Genomic DNA, 21551 nt, shown 5'->3' on the forward strand with positions numbered 1-21551 from the left:
AATCAGCAATTTGGGGCACGAATGTCTCAGGTTTTTATGCAACATCAGCATAAAAACACCTCGCGAGACAGGGGGTCTGAACATTTAAAAAATATACCCGATAGCGAAAGGACACACATTATGATGAATAAAAATTACAGGCCAGAAACAAAATGCATACAGTCCGGATGGCAGCCGAAAAATGGGGAACCAAGAGTGCTCCCGATTTATCAGAGCACGACTTTTAAATATGAGACAAGCGATCAGATGGGTCGCCTTTTTGACCTGGAGGATGAGGGCTATTTCTATTCACGTCTTCAGAATCCTACAAATGATGCTGTTGCGTCCAAGATTGCAGATCTTGAAGGCGGTGTCGCAGCAATGCTCACTTCATCGGGACAGGCTGCCAACTTCTTTGCCATATTCAACATCTGCTCGGCAGGCGACCATGTCGTAAGCTCTTCGACAATCTACGGCGGAACACACAATCTTCTTGCAGTTACCCTGAAGAAGCTTGGAATCTCCTCCACCTTTATTAATCCTGATGCTTCAGAGGAGGAGATTGCAGCTGCTTTTCAGCCAAACACCAAAATACTGTTTGCAGAAACGATTGCAAATCCAGCACTTGTCGTTCTTGACATTGAAAAATTCGCAAAGATTGCCCACAGCCAGGGAGTACCGCTGATCGTAGACAATACCTTTGCAACTCCAATAAACTGCAGGCCTTTTGAGTGGGGTGCTGACATCGTAACGCACTCTACCACGAAATACATGGATGGCCATGCGGTAAGCCTTGGCGGATGCATTGTTGACAGCGGCAATTTCGACTGGGATGCCCATGCTGACAAGTTCCCAGGCCTGACTGAGCCTGACGATTCCTACCATGGAATTACCTATACCGAAAAATTCGGAAAAGCAGCCTACATCACAAAGGCAACTGTTCAGCTTATGAGAGACCTGGGTTCAGTCCAGTCTCCCAACAATGCCTTTCTTCTGAATATTGGTCTGGAAACCCTTCATCTCAGGGTCCCGAGACATTGTGAGAATGCCCAGGCGGTAGCTGAATTCCTGGAAAGCAACGATAAGGTTGCCTGGGTCAATTATCCCGGATTAAAGAGCAACAAGTATTATGACCTGGCAAAGAAATACATGCCGACAGGAACCTGCGGCGTCATTTCATTTGGCTTAAAAGGTGGAAGGGAAGTGACGCCCGGGTTCATGGACAGCCTTGAACTTGCTGCCATCGTGACTCATGTTGCAGATGCGCGTACATCTGTACTGCATCCGGCGAGCCATACGCACAGACAGATGAACGATGAACAGCTTGCAGAAGCAGGCGTCGATCCTGCCCTGATCAGGCTTTCTGTAGGGATTGAGAATGTTCAGGATATCATTGCTGATTTACAGCAGGCTCTTGATAAAATCTGATAAGCTGAAAGAAGAGAATCACTGCAAGGTGGTTCTTTTGTAACTATTCAGGACTACGCCCTTCATAGTCACCGATGATGCACACAAATTGCAAAATCAGCAATTTGGCGCACGCATGTCTCGTGTTTTTATGCAAATTCAGCATAAAAACACCTTGCGAGGCAGGGATTTTGAATAGTTACGTTCTTTTTATCTCATGGGACAGTTTGTCGATGAGATAAAGAATGCTCGGTGTGGAGCCACCCGCGCAATGGAATTGGGTCGTAAAGGCACCGCGCTAAGCAGGAGAGGAACAATGGATGACTACTAATACAAAAAACATAAACAAAACCAGGAACGCTGGTCCGAAATCCCAGGCTAAAAAGACAGCAGCAAAGAAGACACAGGCAAAAAAAACACAGACAAACAGAACACAGACAAAGAGAACCGCAGCCCGCAGGATAACGGCTCCGGAGCCGGCAGGCGCACCTGGACATGGCTTAAAGGACGAAGTGGTGCTCCTTGGAGTACTGGCAGTATCCATTCTCCTTGCCATCAGCAGTTTCGGAGCCGGCGGCCTTTTTGGAAGGTACATAAGCGGGTTTCTGTTCGGAATGTTCGGAATCATGGCATATCTGTTTCCGTTCCTGCTTTTCCTTGGAGCTGCGTTTGCTGTTTCCAATAGAAACAACCGCATCGCCCATATAAAAATCGCGGCAGAAATTCTGCTTTTCATAGTCATGTGCACCTTTATGCAGCTGATATCCACTGGTCGAGACGGCCTGCCTGGATTATCAGAATATTACAGAGTTTCTTCGCTTGAAAAAAAGGGTGGCGGCTTGATCGGCGGCCTCCTGGCGGATCTGTTGACGCCTGCATTCGGTCTGGCAGGAGCCTATGTCGTAATCATCATAGGAATCATTATCTGCGTAGTGATGATTACTGAAAAGTCCTTTTTCAGAGGCGTTAAAAAAGGAAGCTCAAAAGTATATGTCTCAGCCAGGGATGACGTCGCAAAGAGAAAAGAGAGGCATAAAGCCAGCCAGGAAGCCAGGGCACTCAGAAAAGAGCTCAGGATGGAGAAGAAGGTTTCGGGTGTCGCAATTGACACGAAAATCACGGCGGAGGCACCGGAAGCGGATGAGATCCATGAGATTTCTGAAGCATTCCCAGAAACAGCATTTGACACTCCTGCAATAGAACTGGCTGCACTGCCGGAAGAACAGCTGCTGGCCTATGGAGAAGACATGTATGATTTCGAGGCTGTCTTTGCGTACGACCATGAGATGGCCGGCCAGGAACAGACAGCGTTTTTTGGAATCGATGCAGTTCCTGAGCAGGACGGTACCCAGGGCAACCCATGTTTTGCGCCTGAAACAGGTGCATCATCCGGTCAGGACGGCGAAGAGGAGGAGGAAATCCCCTTCCAGGAAGCTGATCCTATGGATAACAGGGCTGATCAGGAGCCGCCTGCGGCAGAAGCGGCAGTTAAACAACCAGCTGCTTCAGACCAGCAGGAGGAATCCGGAATTCTTCAGGAACCTGCTGATTCACCTGTCAAATATGAATTCCCGCCAATTGACCTCCTGCATAAAGGGTCAAAAAAATCGGCTGCAGGAAATGAGAAGCATCTCAGGGAGACAGCAATAAAGCTTCAGAAAACCCTTGAGAACTTCGGTGTCGGAGTTGCTGTCACAAATGTAAGCTGCGGTCCATCCGTAACAAGATATGAGCTTCAGCCGGAACAAGGCGTAAAGGTAAGTAAAATTGTGAGCCTTGCCGATGATATTAAACTGAATCTTGCTGCTGCTGACATCAGGATAGAAGCTCCAATCCCTGGAAAGGCAGCCGTTGGCATAGAAGTGCCGAATAAGGAAAACAGCGCAGTTATGCTGAGGGATCTTCTGGAGTCGGATGAATTCAGAAAACATCCGTCAAACATAGCCTTTGCAGCTGGAAAAGACATATCGGGGCAGGTAGTGGTAACGGACATTGCAAAGATGCCCCACCTTCTGATAGCGGGTGCGACCGGCTCTGGTAAATCGGTATGTATCAACACGATCATCATGAGCATTCTGTATAAGGCAGATCCGGCGGATGTCAAGCTCATCATGATTGATCCCAAGGTTGTCGAGCTCAGCGTCTACAACGGAATCCCTCATCTTTTCATTCCGGTCGTTACAGACCCTAAAAAAGCAGCCGGAGCCCTTAATTGGGCTGTTGCAGAAATGACGGAGCGATACAAAAAATTCGCTGACCTGAATGTAAGGGATCTGAAGGGATATAATGAAAAAATCGAAACGATTAAGGATATCGAAGAAGATGGCAAACCGGAAAAGCTTCCGCAGATCGTCATTATCGTAGATGAGCTTGCAGACCTGATGATGGTTGCTCCGGGCGAGGTAGAGGATGCCATCTGCAGGCTGGCGCAGCTTGCCAGAGCAGCCGGGATCCATCTTGTCATTGCGACACAGAGACCTTCTGTCAATGTCATCACCGGTCTGATCAAGGCGAACATGCCTTCGAGGATTGCATTCTCCGTATCGTCAGGAGTCGATTCCAGGACAATCATAGACATGAACGGTGCTGAAAAGCTTCTCGGCAAGGGCGATATGCTTTTCTACCCTTCCGGTTACCAGAAACCAGCCAGGGTGCAGGGCGCCTTCGTTTCAGACGGAGAGGTTGGGGATGTCGTTAATTTTCTGACAAGCAAGCACTCTGCTGTCGTATATAACAGCGATATCGAGACGAAAATCAACAGTGCCCAGGCATCCGCAGAGAGCGGCTCAGCATCTGCAGAACGGGATGCCTATTTTACAGATGCCGGGAAATTCATAATTGAAAAAGATAAGGCATCTATCGGCATGCTTCAGCGCGTTTTCAAAATTGGGTTCAACAGGGCCGCCAGAATCATGGACCAGCTTTCTGAAGCCGGCGTCGTAGGTGATGAGGAAGGAACGAAGCCCAGGAAGGTTCTCATGTCAATAGAAGAATTCGAAGAATATATTGACGAATATATTTAAAGTGTGTTAAACATATATTGGATAAAATTTAGAACCATTCAGGACAATGGCACTGAATAGTTGCCAAAATCTAATAATTAAAAATATTATTTGCTATAGAAAGGCGTGGCGCAGGAATGAAAACAGATATACAGATAGCTCAGGAAGCAAAAATGGTCCATATCAATGAAGTGGCAGCTAAACTTCAGGTGGATGCAGATGATTTGGAATTATACGGGAAACATAAGGCTAAACTTTCCAATGAATTATGGGAAAAGGTCAAAGACAGAAAAGATGGAAAACTCATCCTGGTAACAGCAATCAATCCGACTCCGGCTGGAGAAGGGAAGACTACAATAACAGTTGGCCTCGGGCAGGCCTTTGGAAAACTTGATAAGAAGGCTGTAATAGCCCTCAGAGAGCCTTCCTTAGGACCATGCTTCGGAATCAAGGGCGGAGCCGCAGGCGGCGGTTACTCCCAGGTAGTTCCGATGGAGGATCTGAATCTGCATTTTACGGGAGATTTCCATGCGATCACTTCGGCCAACAATCTTCTTGCGGCTTTGCTTGACAATCATATTCATCAGGGCAATGCGCTCAGAATAGACACCAGACAGGTTGTATGGAAAAGATGTGTGGATATAAACGACCGTGTGCTCAGGAATGTTGTCGTCGGTCTTGGAAACAAGATGGATGGCGTCGTTCGTGAAGACCATTTTGTCATAACCGTGGCATCTGAAATCATGGCAGTTCTCTGCCTTGCAGATGATATGGATGATCTGAAGAAGCGTCTGGGCGAAATCATCGTGGCTTATAACTTTGACGGCGAGCCTGTAACGGCTGCTGATCTGAATGCGACTGGTGCTATGGCAGCGCTGCTTAAGGATGCAATGAAGCCGAACCTGGTGCAGACCCTGGAACATACACCTGCCATCATTCACGGCGGACCTTTTGCAAATATCGCTCACGGCTGCAACAGCGTACGTGCTACGAAATTAGGATTAAAACTCGCAGATATCGTTGTTACTGAGGCGGGATTCGGAGCCGATCTCGGAGCCGAAAAATTCCTCAATATCAAATGCAGGAAAGCCGGCCTTAAGCCCGATGCCGTTGTTCTTGTAGCAACTGTACGTGCCCTTAAATATAATGGCGGAGTTCCAAAGGCAGAGCTTGGGGAAGAGAACCTCGAAGCGCTCAGCAAGGGAATCGTCAACCTCGAAAAGCACATTGAAAACCTGCAGAAGTTTGGAGTGCCGATTGTCGTTACGCTGAACTCCTTCATTACAGATACTGCAGCAGAAAATGAGTTCATAAGAAAATTCTGTGAAGACAGAGGTTGTGATTTCGCGCTTGCAGAAGTATGGGAAAAAGGAGGAAATGGCGGAATTGCCCTTGCGGAAAAAGTACTTGAAACTCTTGCAAACAAAGAAAGCCATTTCAAGCCTCTCTACGAAGACAGCCTTCCATTAAAAAAGAAAATCGAAATGATTGCAAAAGAAATCTACGGCGCAGACGGCGTCGATTTCGATCCGGCAGCTGCAAAATCGTTGAAAAAGATGGAAGAGATGGGATTCGGAAAATTCCCTGTGTGCATGGCAAAAAACCAGTACTCCTTATCCGACAATGCCTCTTTGTTAGGACGTCCTCAGGGATTCAGGGTTCATGTGCGTGAAGCCTATGTATCAGCCGGTGCAGGATTTGTAGTAGCCCTCACAGGTGCTGTCATGACAATGCCAGGACTGCCGAAAAACCCGGCAGCAAACTGCATCGACATAAACGACGAAGGAATGATCACAGGGCTCTTTTAACACTGCCTGTTTTTCAATCATTAAAAAATATCAGACGAAACTGTTTTCAAAGACAAAGGAGAATATTATGGCATTTATTATCGATGGCAAGGCAATATCAGCAAAAATCAAAGATGAATTAAAAGAAGAAGTAGCTGCATTGAAAGCGGCCGGCAGGGAAATCGCCCTGGCCGTTATCCAGGTCGGAAGTGATCCTGCATCTTCAGTATATGTGAACAACAAGAAGAAGGCATGTGCGTATATCGGCATTGAATCCTTATCCTATGAATTTGCAGAAGACATCACCCAGGAAGAGCTGCTTGAACTGATCGCGGAGCTCAACGGCAGGGAAGATGTAAACGGGATCCTTGTACAGCTTCCTCTTCCTAAGCACATCAATGAAGAACTGGTAATCAATGCAATCTCTCCTGAAAAGGATGTTGACGGATTCCATCCTGCAAGCGTCGGCGCTATGTGTATCGGTCAGCCGGGATTTCTTTCCTGTACTCCGGCAGGTATCATCCAGCTTTTGAAACGGTCGAATATCGAAATAGAAGGTAAAAACTGTGTTGTAATCGGCAGAAGCAACATCGTAGGAAAACCTATGGCACTTCTTCTTCTGAGAGAGAACGGCACTGTGACCATCGCTCATTCAAGGACAAAGGATCTGAAAGCAGTGGCAAAAGCTGCCGATATCCTGATAGTAGCCATTGGAAAACCAAAATTCATCAATAGCGAATATGTGAAGGATGGTGCAGTGGTAATCGATGTAGGAATCCACCGTGATGAAAACAACAAATTGTGCGGCGACGTGGATTATGACGACGTTATCGAAAAAGTCAGTGCCATCACACCTGTCCCGGGAGGCGTAGGTCCTATGACCATAGCAATGCTCATGAACAACTGCGTGGAGTCGGCCAGGGGATAAGACCAGGAGGGTAACATATGTTTTGTGCGAAATGCGGAACTGAGCTGGAAGAGGGAAAACTTTTTTGTCCCAATTGCGGCAGGGGAGTTCAGATTGTGCCGGACTATAACCCAATGGAAGAAGTATATAAGAAAAAAGTCGCTGAAACGGTCGGTATCATGACCGATGAGACAAAAACGGAAAAACCTGCAGCTGCAGACGTCCATACTGGCGGAAGAAAGACTACAGCAAAAAAAGGAAGGGAAGAATTCAGCCAGATTGCTGTGTTCGTACTCCTGATTTTTGCTGGAATTGCAGTCTGGATCGTAATTGCATCCGTCCGAAAGGGCGTGGAAACGGAAAACTCCTACCAGTACAACCTTGCTAAGGCGCAGGAGCATGCAGAGGGCGGAAGATACGACATGGCAATACGCTATGCGGTGAAAGCCTCCGGGCTTTTAAAAAGCTCAGAAGACACGGCTGCCTATGCCGAAGCCATGGAGTTTTGCGGCTGGCTGTATCATCAGAACGGCGATATGAAAAATGCAGTTTTATCTTATAAATATGCAATCAATGCTGATTCCGGCTGTACGAAAGCCTGCTATCAGCTGATCGATATTTATGAAACGGAAAAGGATTATGAAAGCCTTTCGAAAATGGCAGCCTCAGCAGAAGACCCTGAAGTGAAGGAAATACTGGAAAAATATGAGGCTGTCGTGCCTGTTTTCAGCATGGAGGAGGGGCTTTACCAGGAACCTGTGGAACTCACCATGGCTGCAGGCCGGGGTGAAAAGATTTACTATACTCTGGATGGAACAGTTCCTGGCGAAACCAGCCCCCGGTACGAAGCTGCCATAAGCCTGCCGGAAGGTACGACGATCGTAAGGGCTGTACTGCAGAACAGCTTTGGTATAGTTGGAGGAGAGACAGCAAAGACCTATACAGTGGCAATTCCCTCCCCGGAATCTCCGGATGTGGTTCCCGTTAGCGGGATCTACGGTCCGGGTACCTTGATTGAAATCGAAGTGCCGGAAGGCTGCAGGGCATACTATACGCTGGATGGCAGCGAGCCCACAGCAGCCTCAGCTGAATATGAAGGACCAATTCCGATTCCTGAAGGGAATCACATATTTTCTGCTATATTAGTGAATAAATATGAGAAAATAAGCATGGTCGCAAAAAGAAGCTATGTACGCAGACCATAGCTTCTTTTTCTTTTATTAATAAACTATATAAATATTCATTAAAAATGATAACAAGCAAAAAGCAGAAATCATGCAAAAGACCGTTGCACTTGATTGGCATTTAAGATAAACTGAACAACATGAGCAGTTTTATGAACAATAATAATGTGCAAAATTGGAGGAACCAAAATGAAGAAAAAACTTTTATCCCTTATTTTAACAGCAGTGATGGCAGCGTCAGTATTGACAGCATGCGGCACAGCAGATAGCAAGGATTCATCAACGGCAACCGAATCGACTGAAAAAGAAGCAATCGCGCTTGAAGATTTCAAGGTCGGCGTAATCCATATCGGTGACCCTGCAGACGGATCAGGTTATTCCTTTACCCATGATCAGGGTATTGTTGAAATGCAGGAAGAATTAGGACTTGAAGACAGCCAGGTGATTCGCAAGAACAATATTGCTGACGGAGATGCCGTTGCTACCAGAACTGCAATCGAAGAATGCATCGAAGAAGGCTGCCAGCTTATCTTTGGCACAAGCTGGGGATATATGGATACAATGGAAGAACTTGCAGAAGAATACCCTGAAGTTATGTTCTCCCATGCAACAGGATATAAGAGCAATGGAACAAACTTCAACAACTATTTCGGAAGAATCTACCAGGCTCGTTTCCTTTCAGGTATTGCCGCAGGCATGAAGACAGAAACCGACAAGATCGGTTATGTGGCTGCAATGGACAACCAGAATTCAGAAGTAACAGGCGGAATCAATGCCTTCGCTATGGGTGTTGAATCAGTGAATCCTGATGCGGTCATCTATGTAAAGGTAACAAATACATGGTTCGACCCTACTTTAGAAGGACAGGCGGCAGAAGCGCTCCTCGACATGGGCTGTGATGTAATCGCACAGCACCAGGATACAACTGCTCCACAGCTTGCAGCACAGAACAGAGGCGCTTGGAGCTGCGGATACAATTCAGACATGACAAAAGATGCACCGAAAGCTCACCTTACAGCACCTATCTGGAACTGGGGCGTATACTACACCCTGACAGCAAAAGCTGTAATGGAAGGAACATGGGATGCAGCAAATTACTACGGCGGAATGGATGACGGTCTGGTCGACATTTCACCTTTGTCAGAAAACTGTGCTGAAGGAACTGCTGAAAAAATCGAAGAAGCAAGGGCAAAAATCCTTGACGGATCTTTAAAGATCTTTGAAGGTTCATTATTCGATAATGAAGGAAACGAAGTCTGTAAAGAAGGCGAAACGATTTCAGATGCCGACATTACAGGAAACATGACATGGTACTATAAGAATGTCGAAGTAAAATAGTTTGTAACTATTCAGGACTATGTGCAATACCCCCAGCTTTCGCTTCTGTTGGAAGCAGGGGGTATTCTTGCATGTAACAGACACTTGACTGCCAGCCATCGGGTACCGGCAGTTGCCAACTACTTTCTAACAGGTGAAATTATGCAAAAAGAAAAAACACATGCAACAGCCATAGAACTCAAAGGCATCACAAAGACCTTCGGTTCTGTAGTTGCCAACAATCAAATAGACCTGTCCGTCCGGAAGGGTGAAATTCTTGCACTTCTCGGAGAAAACGGTTCAGGCAAAACGACTCTGATGAACATGCTTTCAGGCATATACCGTCCTGACAGCGGTTCTGTTTTATTGAACGGCGAAGCCGTAACCATCAATTCCCCTGAGGATGCCATAGAATTCGGAATCGGGATGATCCATCAGCACTTCAAACTTGTTGACGTCCTCTCTGCAACAGACAACATCATGCTTGGTGTTAAAGGCGGGAGCAGATGGCTTAAGAAGACCCGGTCAGACAAAATCCAGGAAATCAGCAGACATTTCGGCCTGGACATCAGCCCTGAGAAAAAAATATACCAGATGTCAGTCGGTGAAAAGCAGACTGTAGAAATTCTGAAGGTCATGTACAGGAACGCAAATATTCTGATCCTGGATGAGCCTACAGCAGTTCTAACCCCTCAGGAGACAAAGAAACTGTTTGACATCCTGCGCAGGATGAAAGCTGAAGGCTGCGCGATTATCATCATCACCCATAAGCTGAATGAGGTAATGGAAATCAGCGACAGGGTCACCATTTTAAGAAAAGGCGAGAGCATTGCGACTGTCGAGACAGCGGAAACGAATGCCCATGAGCTTACAGAGCTTATGGTGGGACGTCCTGTCGAACTTTCTATCGATCGTCCGGAAAACGGATTCGAAGAGACGCTGCTTGAGGTCCACCACCTGACAGTTGCAAACGAAGAAGGGTTTGAAGCAATCCAGGACATCAAATTCGAATTGAAACGCGGTGAAATCCTTGGTGTTGCCGGCATAGCCGGAAGCGGACAGAAGGAGCTTTGTGAAGCCATGGCAGGACTTCTGCCTGTTAGTAAGGGCGCGATCCTTTACAACAAGGAAAATATCATCGGAAAATCGCCTGAAGAAATCATAAAAATGGGCATCAGCATGAGCTTCATACCTGAAGACCGTCTGGGCATGGGGCTTGCAGCTTCCATGGGAATGGTAGACAACATGATGCTTAAGACCTACAAAAAGAACAAAGGACCTTTTGTCAGCAGAAAAGAAGCAAGGGAACTTTCAAAAAGACTGATCAAGCAGCTTGGAATCGTTACTCCGGGCGTTGACACCCCTGTAAGACGTCTGTCCGGCGGTAATGTCCAGAAAGTGCTTTTAGGAAGGGAAATAGAATCGAATCCGAATGTCCTTATTACAGCTTATGCTGTCCGTGGATTGGACATCAATTCCTCTTATACCATATATGATTCCCTTAACGAGCAGAAACAGAAGGGTGTCGGTATTCTGTTTATCGGCGAGGACCTTGACGTCATGCTGGAACTGTGCGACCGCATCATGGTCTTATGTCATGGCAAAGTTACCGGAATTGTAGAGGCAAAAACATCGACCAAAGAGGAGATCGGTCTTTTAATGACCGGAGGATCAGGAAAGGAGGGCAGCGCAGATGCGTGAGTCTAGTTCTAAACGACATTATAACGAACCATTGGCAAGAATAGTAAAGAAAGACGCAATGTCGAACCAGCGCATGGCTGCCTATTCTGTGTTTGCACTAATCCTGGCCATAGCCGCTGGCGGTGTATTCATATTTTCCCTTGGCTATAATCCTTTCAAGGTATATGCAACTATCGTAAGCGGGGCATTCAGAAGTTCCATTTCAACACAGGGTACAATCAAAATCGCCATTCCCCTGCTGATTGCATCTCTCGGAATCACGCATGCCTTTAAAATGCAGTTCTGGAATATCGGTGCCGAAGGGCAGATCATCATGGGCGGGATTTTTGCAACCTATTTTGCCCTGTTCCATAGCGACTGGCCTCACTGGCTGCTTATGCTGGTAATGTGTGCTGCGGGCATGCTGGGCGGCGGCTTATGGGCCCTGATACCGGCTTTCTTCAAAACAAAATATGGAACCAACGAGACCCTGTTCACGCTTATGCTGAACTACATTGCCCTCTATATGATAAAGTATCTGGCAGAAGGTCCCTGGCTTGATCCCAAAGCATCTGGTTTTCCAAAGATTGCATCCTTTGAAAAGAATGCAAGGCTTGACGAGGTATTTGGGGTACATGCAGGATGGATCATCGGGCTGGTGCTTGTAGGTGTAGTCTATTTCTATCTGAAATATTCCAAGCAGGGTTATGAGATTGCTATTGTCGGTGAGAGCGAGAATACGGCCAGGTATGCAGGTATGAACGTTAAGAAGATCATCATGAGGACGATGTTCTTAAGCGGTGCAATCTGCGGTATTGCCGGGATGACTCAGGTCAGCGGCGCTGCATATACTCTTAGTGAAGGAGTTGCAGGCGGTGTTGGCTTCACGGCAATCATAGTCGCATGGCTTGCAAAGCTCAATCCGTTCGTCATTCTGTTAGTAACCATTGGATTCAGTGTTCTGGAAAAAGGTTCCAGCGTTATGCAGAGCTCCTTCGGACTGCCGACTTCGGTTTCTGATATCCTGCAGGGAATCATCCTGTTCTTCATATTAGGCTGTGACTTCTTTACGCGCTATAAACTGATTTTCCGAAAGGGAGGGCAGAAAAATGATAATTAATTTCTTATTCGCCGCTATCAAGGCGGGCACCCCGCTGCTGTTCGGAACAACCGGCGAAATCATGACCCAGAAGACCGGGAACCTGAACCTTGGTGTTGAAGGCATGATGTTCATGGGTGCTTTCGTAGGCTTCTTTACCGGATACAAGACAGGAAGTATTACACTTGCGCTGCTGGCTGCATTCGCAGTCGGTGTGTTTGCGGCATTGATTTATGCATTCCTCACTGTATCTTTAAGAGCCAATCAGAATGTAACCGGTCTTACGCTTACCATCTTTGGAACCGGTTTCGCACAGTTCTTTGGAGAGAGGATGATTGCAGCTGCGCCTGACAAATCTCCTAAGCTTCCAGCGGAACTTGTGGCTGCTCTTTCAGAGAAGGCAATCCCGCTCCTGGGTGATATCCCTTATATTGGAAAACTTCTGTTTTCACACAATATAATCGTATACCTGGGTGTATGTATCGCTTTCATTTGCGGAATTTATATAAACAGAACAAAAGCCGGACTTAACATGCGTGCAGTCGGCGAAAATCCTGCTGCAGCTGATGCTGCGGGAATCAATGTCACTGCAGTGAAATACATCCATATCCTTGCTGGCGGCGGTATCTGCGGCATCGGCGGGGCGTACCTGTCACTGATCAATGGCGGCGGTGTATGGAACAACAGCTGCGTAAACGGACAGGGATGGATTGCGGTTGCGCTCGTTATATTCGCAAGCTGGAGCCCCGTCAAGGCAATCCTCGGTTCCCTTATTTTCGGCGCATTCAGCGTACTGCAGTTTTATGTCCCTAAGGATATTATTGAACTACCGAATGCATTTTACATTGCGCTTCCGTTCCTAATTACCATCATCGTGCTGGTGTTCACTTCCATGAAGAAGTCAAAGGAAGGCGCACAGCCGGCCGGATGCGGAATCAATTACTTCAGAGAAGACAGATAGGTTAGCAGCTCCCGCATTGCGGGGGCTGTTTTCCATATAGGTATTTAGTGTCTGAAGCCCTTTTGCTAGAGGACGTGATGCAAAACATGTTCATTCGCAGCGCGCTCTCGCTTAGATGAAGACGTAGTGGTACGTAAGGACGCAGAGTACGCGTCCTAAGTACCAACGTCTTCATAAAGCTGCTCATTGAATCATGTTTTGTATCACTGCATGGTAGCTGGCGAATGTATAAATTGATGAAGCGGTACGTTACAGGAAGGCTTTAGACACGCTAACTATATTGGACATTCTTCAAACTTGCCATATATTAGAAACACTTCGTATGGACACAGAGTTCCATGCATCCCGTTATGCAGTTTGCATGGAAAAGGGCTATTTTTGTTTGTGTGGTGCGGACATAAGTTTGACAGATGAAGAATTTTCGGGGAAAATACACAAAAAAACGGCGCTTTGCATTTATATAAATACACTATAGTGCATAAACTTTTGCGCCCCACCCACAAACAGTTGATATTTCAACTTTTTTGCTTTATTATATTAAAGATAGTTTTTTTTTACGATAGGATATCCGGCAAGGCGAGAAAAGACAGCCTGCTGCCATATTAATATTTATTTAGGAGGATACATATGTATAAGATTACGAAAGCAGAGATGCTTGCAGACAAGATATTCCTGATGGATGTCGAAGCTCCCCGCGTTGCAAAAAATTGCGAACCTGGGCAGTTCATCATAGTAAAAGCCGGCGAAAAAGGAGAGCGAATTCCTTTGACAATCTGCGATTATGACAGAGAAGCAGGAACAATTACAATTGTATTCCAGACAGTCGGTGCATCAACAGAGAAGATGGCATCCTTAAAAGCAGGAGATTATTTCGATGATTTCGTAGGCCCACTCGGACTGCCTTCAGAATTCATCCATGAAGATATAGAAGAACTCAAAAAGAAAAAAATCCTTTTCGTTGCAGGCGGAGTTGGAACAGCTCCTGTATATCCGCAGGTAAAATGGATGCATGAACACGGAATCGATGTTGATGTTATCGTAGGTGCAAAGACGAAAGATATGCTGATTCTTGAAGAAGAAATGAAAGCAGTCGCAGGAAACCTCTATGTAACGACAGATGACGGTTCTTATGCAAGAAAAGGCATGGTAACGGAAGTGATCAAGGATCTCGTAAACAATCAGGGCAAGACCTATGACGTATGCGTTGCAATCGGTCCATTGATCATGATGAAATTCGTTGCCCTCCTTACAAAAGAGCTTAACATCCCAACAGTAGTAAGCCTTAACCCGATCATGGTTGACGGAACCGGAATGTGCGGAGCATGCCGCGTTACAGTGGGTTCAGAAGTCAAATTCGCATGTGTTGACGGTCCTGAATTCGACGGACACCTTGTAAACTTTGATGAAGCCATGAAGAGACAGCAGACCTATAAGACAGCAGAAGGAAGAGCGATGCTTAAGGCTGTTGAAGGAGACACACATCACGGCGGATGTGGAAACTGCGGAGGTGACGAATAATGGATATTTTAAAGAAGGTTCCTGTAAGGGAACAGGATGCAAAAGTAAGAGCAAAAAACTTCGAAGAAGTCTGCTTAGGATATAATCTGGAAGAAGCAATGGAAGAGGCAAAAAGATGCCTCAACTGCAAGAATGCAAAATGCATCAAGGGATGCCCTGTATCAATCGATATCCCAGCCTTCATCCAGGAGGTTGCTGCTGGAAACATCGAAGAAGCGGCAAAAATAATCGCAGAATCATCATGCCTCCCAGCTGTATGCGGACGTGTATGTCCTCAGGAAAGCCAGTGTGAAGGCGTCTGCATCAGAGGCATCAAGGGCGAACCTGTATCAATTGGAAAGCTTGAAAGATTCGTTGCAGACTGGTCAAGGGAACACAACATCGTTCCTGAAAAACCGGAAAAGACAAACGGAATCAAAGTTGCCGTAATCGGTTCAGGTCCTTCCGGCTTGGCATGTGCAGGAGACCTTGCAAAGAAAGGCTATGAAGTTACGATCTTTGAAGCCCTTCATGAAGCAGGCGGCGTTCTCGTATACGGAATTCCTGAATTCCGTCTTCCAAAAGAAACAGTTGTAAAGACTGAAATCGACAACGTCATAAAGCTGGGCGTAAAGATCGAGACAAATGTAATCATTGGAAAATCGATCACCATAGACGAGCTTTTCGAAGAAGGCTTCAAGGCTGTATTCATCGGTTCAGGCGCAGGCCTTCCTAAGTTCATGGGAATCCCTGGTGAAAACGCAAACGGCGTATTCTCTGCAAACGAATACCTGACAAGAAACAACCTGATGAAGGCATTCGAAACCGACTCTGACACTCCGATCTACAGAGGAAAGAAAGTCGCTGTCGTAGGCGGCGGAAACGTTGCAATGGATGCGGCAAGGACAGCATTAAGGCTTGGAGCTGAAGTGCACATCGTATACAGAAGAAGCCAGGACGAGCTTCCTGCAAGGGTTGAAGAAGTCCATCACGCAATCCAGGAAGGAGTCATTTTCGATCTCCTTACAAATCCTGTTGAAATCCTCGTAAGCGAAGACGGATGGGTAAAAGGAATGAAATGCGTGAAGATGGGTCTTGGAGAACCTGATGCATCTGGAAGAAGAAGACCTATGGAAATACCGGGTTCAGAATTCGAAATGGAACTTGACGCAGTGATCATGTCACTGGGAACATCACCAAATCCACTCATCTCTTCTACAACAGAAGGACTTGAAGTAAACAAATGGAAATGCATCGTAGCTGACGAGGAATTCGGAAAGACTTCCAAGGAAGGTGTATTCGCAGGCGGAGATGCAGTTACAGGAGCCGCAACAGTAATTCTTGCCATGGGCGCCGGAAGAGCCGGAGCAAAAGGCATAGACGAATACTTATCAAAAAAGTAAGAAACGGGTTTTCAGACAGTAACGATGCAGGCGGCCAGCCTGCCGGAACTGTTCTCACCGGAGACCCGGACAACGTCTTTTACAGATGGAAGTAGCGTTCAGAAGGTGGCTGCCTGCCAATGCGGCAGAACGGCTGCTTCACCGGAATCAGAAGGAGGAACAGCATGGTAAATCATTTCGTTTTTTGGAATTTTCAGGAGCAGTTAAGCAGTGAAGAGAAAAGGGAAGCCGCTCTGAAGATCAAGGAATCTCTTGAAGGCCTTAAAAATAAGATCGACGGCATAATCAATGTACAGGTTGTAATCGATCCTCTCGATTCAAGCAACAGGGATATTGCACTGATCAGTACTTTTGACAGCAGGGAAAGCCTCCGTGCCTACCAGGAACATCCAGACCATAAGGAAGCAGGCGCTTTCATCAAGTCTGTTACATGTGACAGGACCTGCGTTGATTTTGAAGAATAAATGCAACTGCGACGAAGGGGCTGCCTGCTATTGTACGGCAGCTCCTTTTTTTGAAAAGTGAGTGGGAAAAATGAAAAGAAAAATTATATTTTTTGATATTGACGGAACCATATTGACAGAAGATACACGCATAATTCCAGACAGCGCTGTAAATGCTATCAGGGAGGCCAGGAAAAACGGTCATCTGGCTTTCATCAATACAGGAAGAACCTTTGTGAATATCGAGGAACGAATCAAAGAGATCGGTTTCGACGGCTATGTGTGCGGATGCGGAACCTATATCAATATCGACGGAAAAGTGCTCCTCGAGAAACCGATTCCAAAGGATACCTGCCGGGATATCATAAATAAACTCAGGGAATGCAAAATAGAAGCGCTCCTGGAAGGCCTGGAAGATATTTATTTCGACAATGCTGAATTTACAGACAAAGAAATGTTCAAGATGAAGCAGCGTTTTGAAAAGAAGGGCCTGGGAATCAGCAAAAACTGGAACAGCGAAGGAATTCAATTCGATAAAATTTTCGCTGTTGAAGATGAACAATGCAATATGCAGGGATTCAGATCGTATTTTGAGAAAGAGTTTGATTTCATCGACCGCGGACAGAATCGCTGGGAGATCATACAGAAGGGATATTCGAAGGCAACAGGAATCGAATATCTATTGAATTACTATAACATCCCCCGTGAAAATTCCTATGCCGTTGGCGACAGCTCGAATGATTTGTCGATGCTGGAATATGTAGAAAATGCCATCGCGATGGGGAAGAGCGATAAGTGTGTATTTAAAATCGCTTCATTCATAACCAAAGACATAAATGATCATGGAATCTGGCATGCGCTGAAGCATTACCGGATCATTATGCCAGGCACTGTATAAAAAATATTCTGCATCCTTTGCAACATGGATGCACAGTATAAAAAATACCCTGCATCCTTTGTAACATGGATGCAGGGTATTTTCATACTGAAAGCAGGAAGCTTATTCAAAAATTTTCTGATAGAGGTCTTCCGTAATCTTGTCAAGATAAGATTCATCCAGGTTTTCGTAGGTGGTGCTGATGATCTCTTTGATCTTTTCACAGCGTCTGAAATATCTTACTTCATCAGATATCTTTTCATCATTGGCAGTATCTGCCGAGACTTCGAAGGCTTCCTTTGAAAAACCCTTTATAAACCAATCCATGATCGCTTCGGTCAGTTCCTTTTCTTCGACTGCTTCTTTCGCAAGGACTTTGGCACTCTTGAAGGAATAGACTGATATCACGAGGAAGATGACGAACATTGCTCCCATTACGATATAGATCAGGTATTTAGACCCGCCGGCCAGGTTGAGGGGGATCACGTTGGTGGCAACGAGAAACAGTGCAATCAGCCCGATCACGCCCACGAGCAAAAATGTATAAGCAGAGGAAATGACCTCATCATAACGGTCTGCTTTTTTCACATAGGCGAACGCTGGCTTTTCCTTAGCTTTTTCAGGCAGAGCAGGAGATTCTTCCGTATCTTCAGCCACCATTGCGCCTTCGCTTTCCGCCAGCATTTTTTCCTTTGTGTTCTTGAAGACGTTCGTATATTTCATGGCTTCCCGGTCATATTTCTCGGGTGCAAGGACTTCATACATGGCATACTCTTCGTTGTATGCAACCTGTACGCCTGTTATATTTGAATATGCAAGGAATTCAGCCAGCTCCTTGGCCAGCTCTTCTTCAGCAAAAAGAAGGGTCGACATTTTCTCTTCCAGAGGCAGTTCCTCAACAAGTTCAACATGGCAGTCGGCACATTCAGTGATGCCTTCTACATATTCGTTTTTACAATTTGGACACCAGGGCATTATTTTAATCTCCTTTATGTTATGTATTCTAAACCATTCAGTTTTTCGTTCTTTCTGGGGCGCCGGACTGATACTTTCGTATGAAAGGCCGCATTTCAGACGGTTCCAGAAAGCACTATACTTGTAAAATTATATAACAAATCGGCAAAGTAAACAACAAAAAACGGGATTTCATGTTATAATCTCAATGGATTGAAATTCACAATCGGAAACTTCCTTGATATATTTAAAATATATAATGAATGGAGACAGGAAATGAAACTTACACTGATTACTGTTGGAAAGATAAAAGAGAAATATTTCACCGGTGCAATAGATGAATATGCAAAAAGGCTGAGCCGGTACTGCAGCCTGGAAATCCTTGAGACCCCGGACGAAAAGACGCCGGACAATGCAAGCGCCGCCCAGGAACTCCAGATCAAGGAGAAGGAGGGAGACCGGATCCTGAAGCTGATCAAGGACGGAAGCTATGTGATAGCCCTCGCCATTAACGGAAAGATGCTGGATTCCGAAGAACTTGCCGATAAAATCGACAAGCTCGGCGTGAACGGCTGCAGCCACATCACATTCGTCATAGGAGGTTCGCTGGGTCTTGACGAAAGGGTGCTGAAGCGCGCGGATTTCCTGCTGAGTTTTTCGAAAATGACGTTCCCGCACCAGCTTATGAGGGTGATACTGCTTGAGCAGATTTACCGCAGTTACAGGATAACGAATCATGAACCGTACCATAAGTAGTTACAAATCCCCCGAAAGAAAGGACCAGACATGAGTAGAAAAAAGTACAAAGCGGCAGCAGTAACCCTCATCATTGTCTGCATTCTCCTCCTGCTTCCTTACCTAATACCGGACCGGCCAGGAACCACGACTCCGGACAAGCCATTCCCAGAGAGCCACTCCGTTCTTATAGAAGGAGTACTTATTCATTACCGCAGCTTCGATGCCGTTGGAGAGGAACAGGGGAAAATCCTCCTCGTCCACGGAATGGGCGGCTCCACCTTCTCCTGGCACAATAACATTCAGGCTCTTGTCGACGCCGGTTACCGGGTCTTGGCGGTGGATCTTCCGGGATTCGGCTACAGCAGCCGGATAGCCGGACTGGACCACAGCCAGCAACAAAGAAGCAGGCTTTTATGGAACCTTCTGGAGATGGAGGGAGAGACCGGAGCTCCCTGGGTTCTGGCAGGCCATTCCATGGGCGGAGGCACTATCGCAGCCATGGCTCTTGATCATCCTGAACGGACAGCCGGCCTGCTTTTTGTCGACGGAGTCCTGGAAAACAACAACCGGACCGTTGTGCCGTCCCTGTTGCGTTTCCCGCCTATAAGACGCTGGGCGGATGTGCTGCTCCAGTATATGATTGACAAGGATGACTTATCGAAAATCCTGGAGTCAGCTTATGGCAGGGTCCCCTTACCGGAAGAAGTCGAAGGCTATGCCACGCCCCTTCTGCAAAAAGGCACTGCAAGAGCGCTGCTGGATATGACAAGCACCGCATCCGGCGTGGAACCGAGTAGACTTGCAGGGTCGGATTTCCCCATCCAGTACATCCGTGGCGAACAGGATGACTGGGTGCCGCCGGACACGGCTGAGGAGCTTAAGGAAATTCTGCCGTCCATGGATGTGGAGACTATCCCCGGAGCTTCACATTGCCCCATGGAAACCCATCCCGAGGAATTTAACCGGCTTCTGCTGAAATTCATTGCGGAAATCAAATGAGACACTGTATCCTCTTACTGATGCCTTGGAAGTACATCTGTAAGGTCGTCAATAACTCTTTTCTTCCTTCTTTCGATCATGAAAATGCAGAACATACCTATGCTTCCAAGGATGGAAATCAAAAAAGTCAGCGGCCATATGTAATTCAGACCAATCTCGTGAATGAATTTTCCAGCAATGGAAGTGCCTAAAGCGGCTCCAAAAGACCAGCTCAGGGAACCTGCAGAATTGAATCTTGCTCTGAAGTTGCTTGGGCTATTATTTGCTAAATATACGCCAAAATTCGTAACTGCAAGAATTTCTCCCAGGGTCCAGATCACTGTTGACAGTATGAACATGTAATAGCTGTGAACCACGCCAAGCATTCCGAAGCCGACTGCATAGAGCAGGCCAACTATGATCATGTTGGCCAGCGGCTTCAGATGCTTCGTCAGTGAAGTGACAGGCACGGTACAAAAAAGGACCGTGCAGGCGTTTATACTCATTAATAGTCCGAACCTGCCAGGGCCTGCACTGCCAAAAACCGCAGCTGCTGTCAGCGGCAGCGAGAAGCTGTTCTGGGAATAAACAAAGCTGTAAAGTATATATATGACCAGGAACATTGCGATTTGAGGCCTTTTCATCAAGGCATTTATTGTGTTTCCTTTTTCTTCCTTTTCCATTTTTGAATAAGCAGTTTCCTTTAAATGTTCAGGCTTTATTTCGTCAATGTTTTTCCATACCAGATAACATGCTATAAAAGAAGTAATGGCATCGCCTATAAAAAGCATTGGCAGGAAATGATTAAATAGAAACCCTGCAACGATGGGTCCCAAAGCTACTCCTGCATTAATGCCTAAATATTGGAGCGAAAAGCCCTGCTGCCTTTGATGGGGCGGCAGTATATCCGTTACGATCGCATTCATGGGAGGTCTTACTGCGCCAGTGAAAAACGTAGATATTAAAAGAAAGACTACGATTAGTACTGGATTCTTCAAAAAGGCGCAGGGCAGCAAGGACAATGCGGCACCTCCCTGCGCAATCAGGTATGTCTTTTTTCTCCCGAACTCATCAGCAAGTTTGCCGCCAAGGAGGGAAGAGGGAATGCATATCAGGGCTGTTATCGTGACAATAATTCCTGAAATTTCGGAGGAAAGACCTATTTTCGCGGTGAGATACATCGCTAAAAAAGGCATGACAAAATCTCCAAATCTGTTAATTACAGTAGCTCCGAACAGTATATACATGTTTCTTGGAAGCCCCCTGTAAGTGTCTATCATTCTTAATCTGATTATAATCATCTCTTTTCTGTTTTTATCCTATATGGTTTTAATGCCG

The 21551-nt window shown here is 46.2% G+C and carries 17 protein-coding genes; 15 read left to right on the forward strand and 2 right to left on the reverse strand.

Annotation, left to right across the window (positions count from 1 at the left end):
* Nucleotides 1–123 precede the first annotated feature (123 nt).
* From BJR36_RS00735 to BJR36_RS00795, 13 genes are all read left to right on the forward strand, one after another.
* The gene (locus BJR36_RS00735; protein WP_091229858.1) at nt 124–1407 is read left to right on the forward strand and encodes an O-acetylhomoserine aminocarboxypropyltransferase/cysteine synthase family protein; all 1284 of its coding nucleotides are present in this window, start codon (nt 124–126) and stop codon (nt 1405–1407) included.
* Between the two features lie 299 nt (nt 1408–1706).
* Complete coding sequence (locus BJR36_RS00740; protein WP_242875416.1) at nt 1707–4409, forward strand: FtsK/SpoIIIE family DNA translocase; 2703 nt, start codon at nt 1707–1709, stop codon at nt 4407–4409.
* 116 nt (nt 4410–4525) lie between these two features.
* Nucleotides 4526–6196, forward strand: coding sequence for a formate--tetrahydrofolate ligase (locus BJR36_RS00745; RefSeq protein WP_091228720.1), 1671 nt, complete (start codon nt 4526–4528; stop codon nt 6194–6196).
* 67 nt (nt 6197–6263) lie between these two features.
* Nucleotides 6264–7103, forward strand: coding sequence for a bifunctional methylenetetrahydrofolate dehydrogenase/methenyltetrahydrofolate cyclohydrolase FolD (folD, locus tag BJR36_RS00750; protein WP_091228722.1), 840 nt, complete (start codon nt 6264–6266; stop codon nt 7101–7103).
* A gap of 17 nt (nt 7104–7120) precedes the next feature.
* Nucleotides 7121–8287 carry a chitobiase/beta-hexosaminidase C-terminal domain-containing protein gene (locus BJR36_RS00755; RefSeq protein WP_091228725.1) on the forward strand — a complete coding sequence of 389 codons (1167 nt, stop codon included), beginning with the start codon at nt 7121–7123 and terminating at the stop codon, nt 8285–8287.
* Between the two features lie 168 nt (nt 8288–8455).
* Complete coding sequence (locus BJR36_RS00760; RefSeq protein WP_091228728.1) at nt 8456–9604, forward strand: BMP family ABC transporter substrate-binding protein; 1149 nt, start codon at nt 8456–8458, stop codon at nt 9602–9604.
* 141 nt (nt 9605–9745) lie between these two features.
* Complete coding sequence (locus tag BJR36_RS00765) at nt 9746–11284, forward strand: ABC transporter ATP-binding protein (protein ID WP_091228730.1); 1539 nt, start codon at nt 9746–9748, stop codon at nt 11282–11284.
* Nucleotides 11277–12383 carry an ABC transporter permease gene (locus tag BJR36_RS00770; protein ID WP_091228732.1) on the forward strand — a complete coding sequence of 369 codons (1107 nt, stop codon included), beginning with the start codon at nt 11277–11279 and terminating at the stop codon, nt 12381–12383. Before BJR36_RS00765 ends, BJR36_RS00770 begins: the two co-directional genes overlap by 8 nt.
* Nucleotides 12373–13323, forward strand: coding sequence for an ABC transporter permease (locus BJR36_RS00775; protein ID WP_091228735.1), 951 nt, complete (start codon nt 12373–12375; stop codon nt 13321–13323). The genes BJR36_RS00770 and BJR36_RS00775 overlap by 11 nt, the downstream gene beginning before the upstream one ends.
* Before the next feature lie 627 nt (nt 13324–13950).
* Nucleotides 13951–14841: a sulfide/dihydroorotate dehydrogenase-like FAD/NAD-binding protein gene (locus tag BJR36_RS00780; RefSeq protein ID WP_091228737.1), complete on the forward strand. Its 891-nt coding sequence runs from the start codon at nt 13951–13953 to the stop codon at nt 14839–14841.
* Complete coding sequence (gene gltA / locus BJR36_RS00785) at nt 14841–16223, forward strand: NADPH-dependent glutamate synthase (RefSeq protein WP_207648799.1); 1383 nt, start codon at nt 14841–14843, stop codon at nt 16221–16223. The genes BJR36_RS00780 and gltA overlap by 1 nt, the downstream gene beginning before the upstream one ends.
* A 164-nt stretch (nt 16224–16387) precedes the next feature.
* Complete coding sequence (locus BJR36_RS00790; protein WP_091228742.1) at nt 16388–16687, forward strand: Dabb family protein; 300 nt, start codon at nt 16388–16390, stop codon at nt 16685–16687.
* 70 nt (nt 16688–16757) lie between these two features.
* Nucleotides 16758–17564, forward strand: coding sequence for an HAD family hydrolase (locus BJR36_RS00795; protein WP_091228744.1), 807 nt, complete (start codon nt 16758–16760; stop codon nt 17562–17564).
* Between the two features lie 102 nt (nt 17565–17666).
* Here the strand turns inward: BJR36_RS00795 and BJR36_RS00800 are convergent, their stop codons facing one another.
* The gene (locus BJR36_RS00800) at nt 17667–18518 is read right to left on the reverse strand and encodes a hypothetical protein (protein WP_091228747.1); all 852 of its coding nucleotides are present in this window, start codon (nt 18516–18518) and stop codon (nt 17667–17669) included.
* 255 nt (nt 18519–18773) lie between these two features.
* Here BJR36_RS00800 and rlmH point away from each other — a divergent pair, with 255 nt between their 5' ends.
* Nucleotides 18774–19253, forward strand: coding sequence for a 23S rRNA (pseudouridine(1915)-N(3))-methyltransferase RlmH (gene rlmH, locus BJR36_RS00805; protein WP_091228750.1), 480 nt, complete (start codon nt 18774–18776; stop codon nt 19251–19253).
* A 30-nt stretch (nt 19254–19283) separates the two neighbouring features.
* Nucleotides 19284–20234 (forward strand): alpha/beta fold hydrolase, encoded by a 951-nt coding sequence (locus tag BJR36_RS00810; protein WP_091228753.1) that lies wholly within the window; start codon nt 19284–19286, stop codon nt 20232–20234.
* A 14-nt stretch (nt 20235–20248) separates the two neighbouring features.
* Here the strand turns inward: BJR36_RS00810 and BJR36_RS00815 are convergent, their stop codons facing one another.
* Nucleotides 20249–21514 carry an MDR family MFS transporter gene (locus BJR36_RS00815; protein ID WP_242875417.1) on the reverse strand — a complete coding sequence of 422 codons (1266 nt, stop codon included), beginning with the start codon at nt 21512–21514 and terminating at the stop codon, nt 20249–20251.
* Between the last annotated feature and the right edge of the window lie 37 nt (nt 21515–21551).

The organism is Anaerobium acetethylicum, assembly GCF_900096945.1.
Lineage (GTDB): Bacteria > Bacillota > Clostridia > Lachnospirales > Lachnospiraceae > Anaerobium > Anaerobium acetethylicum.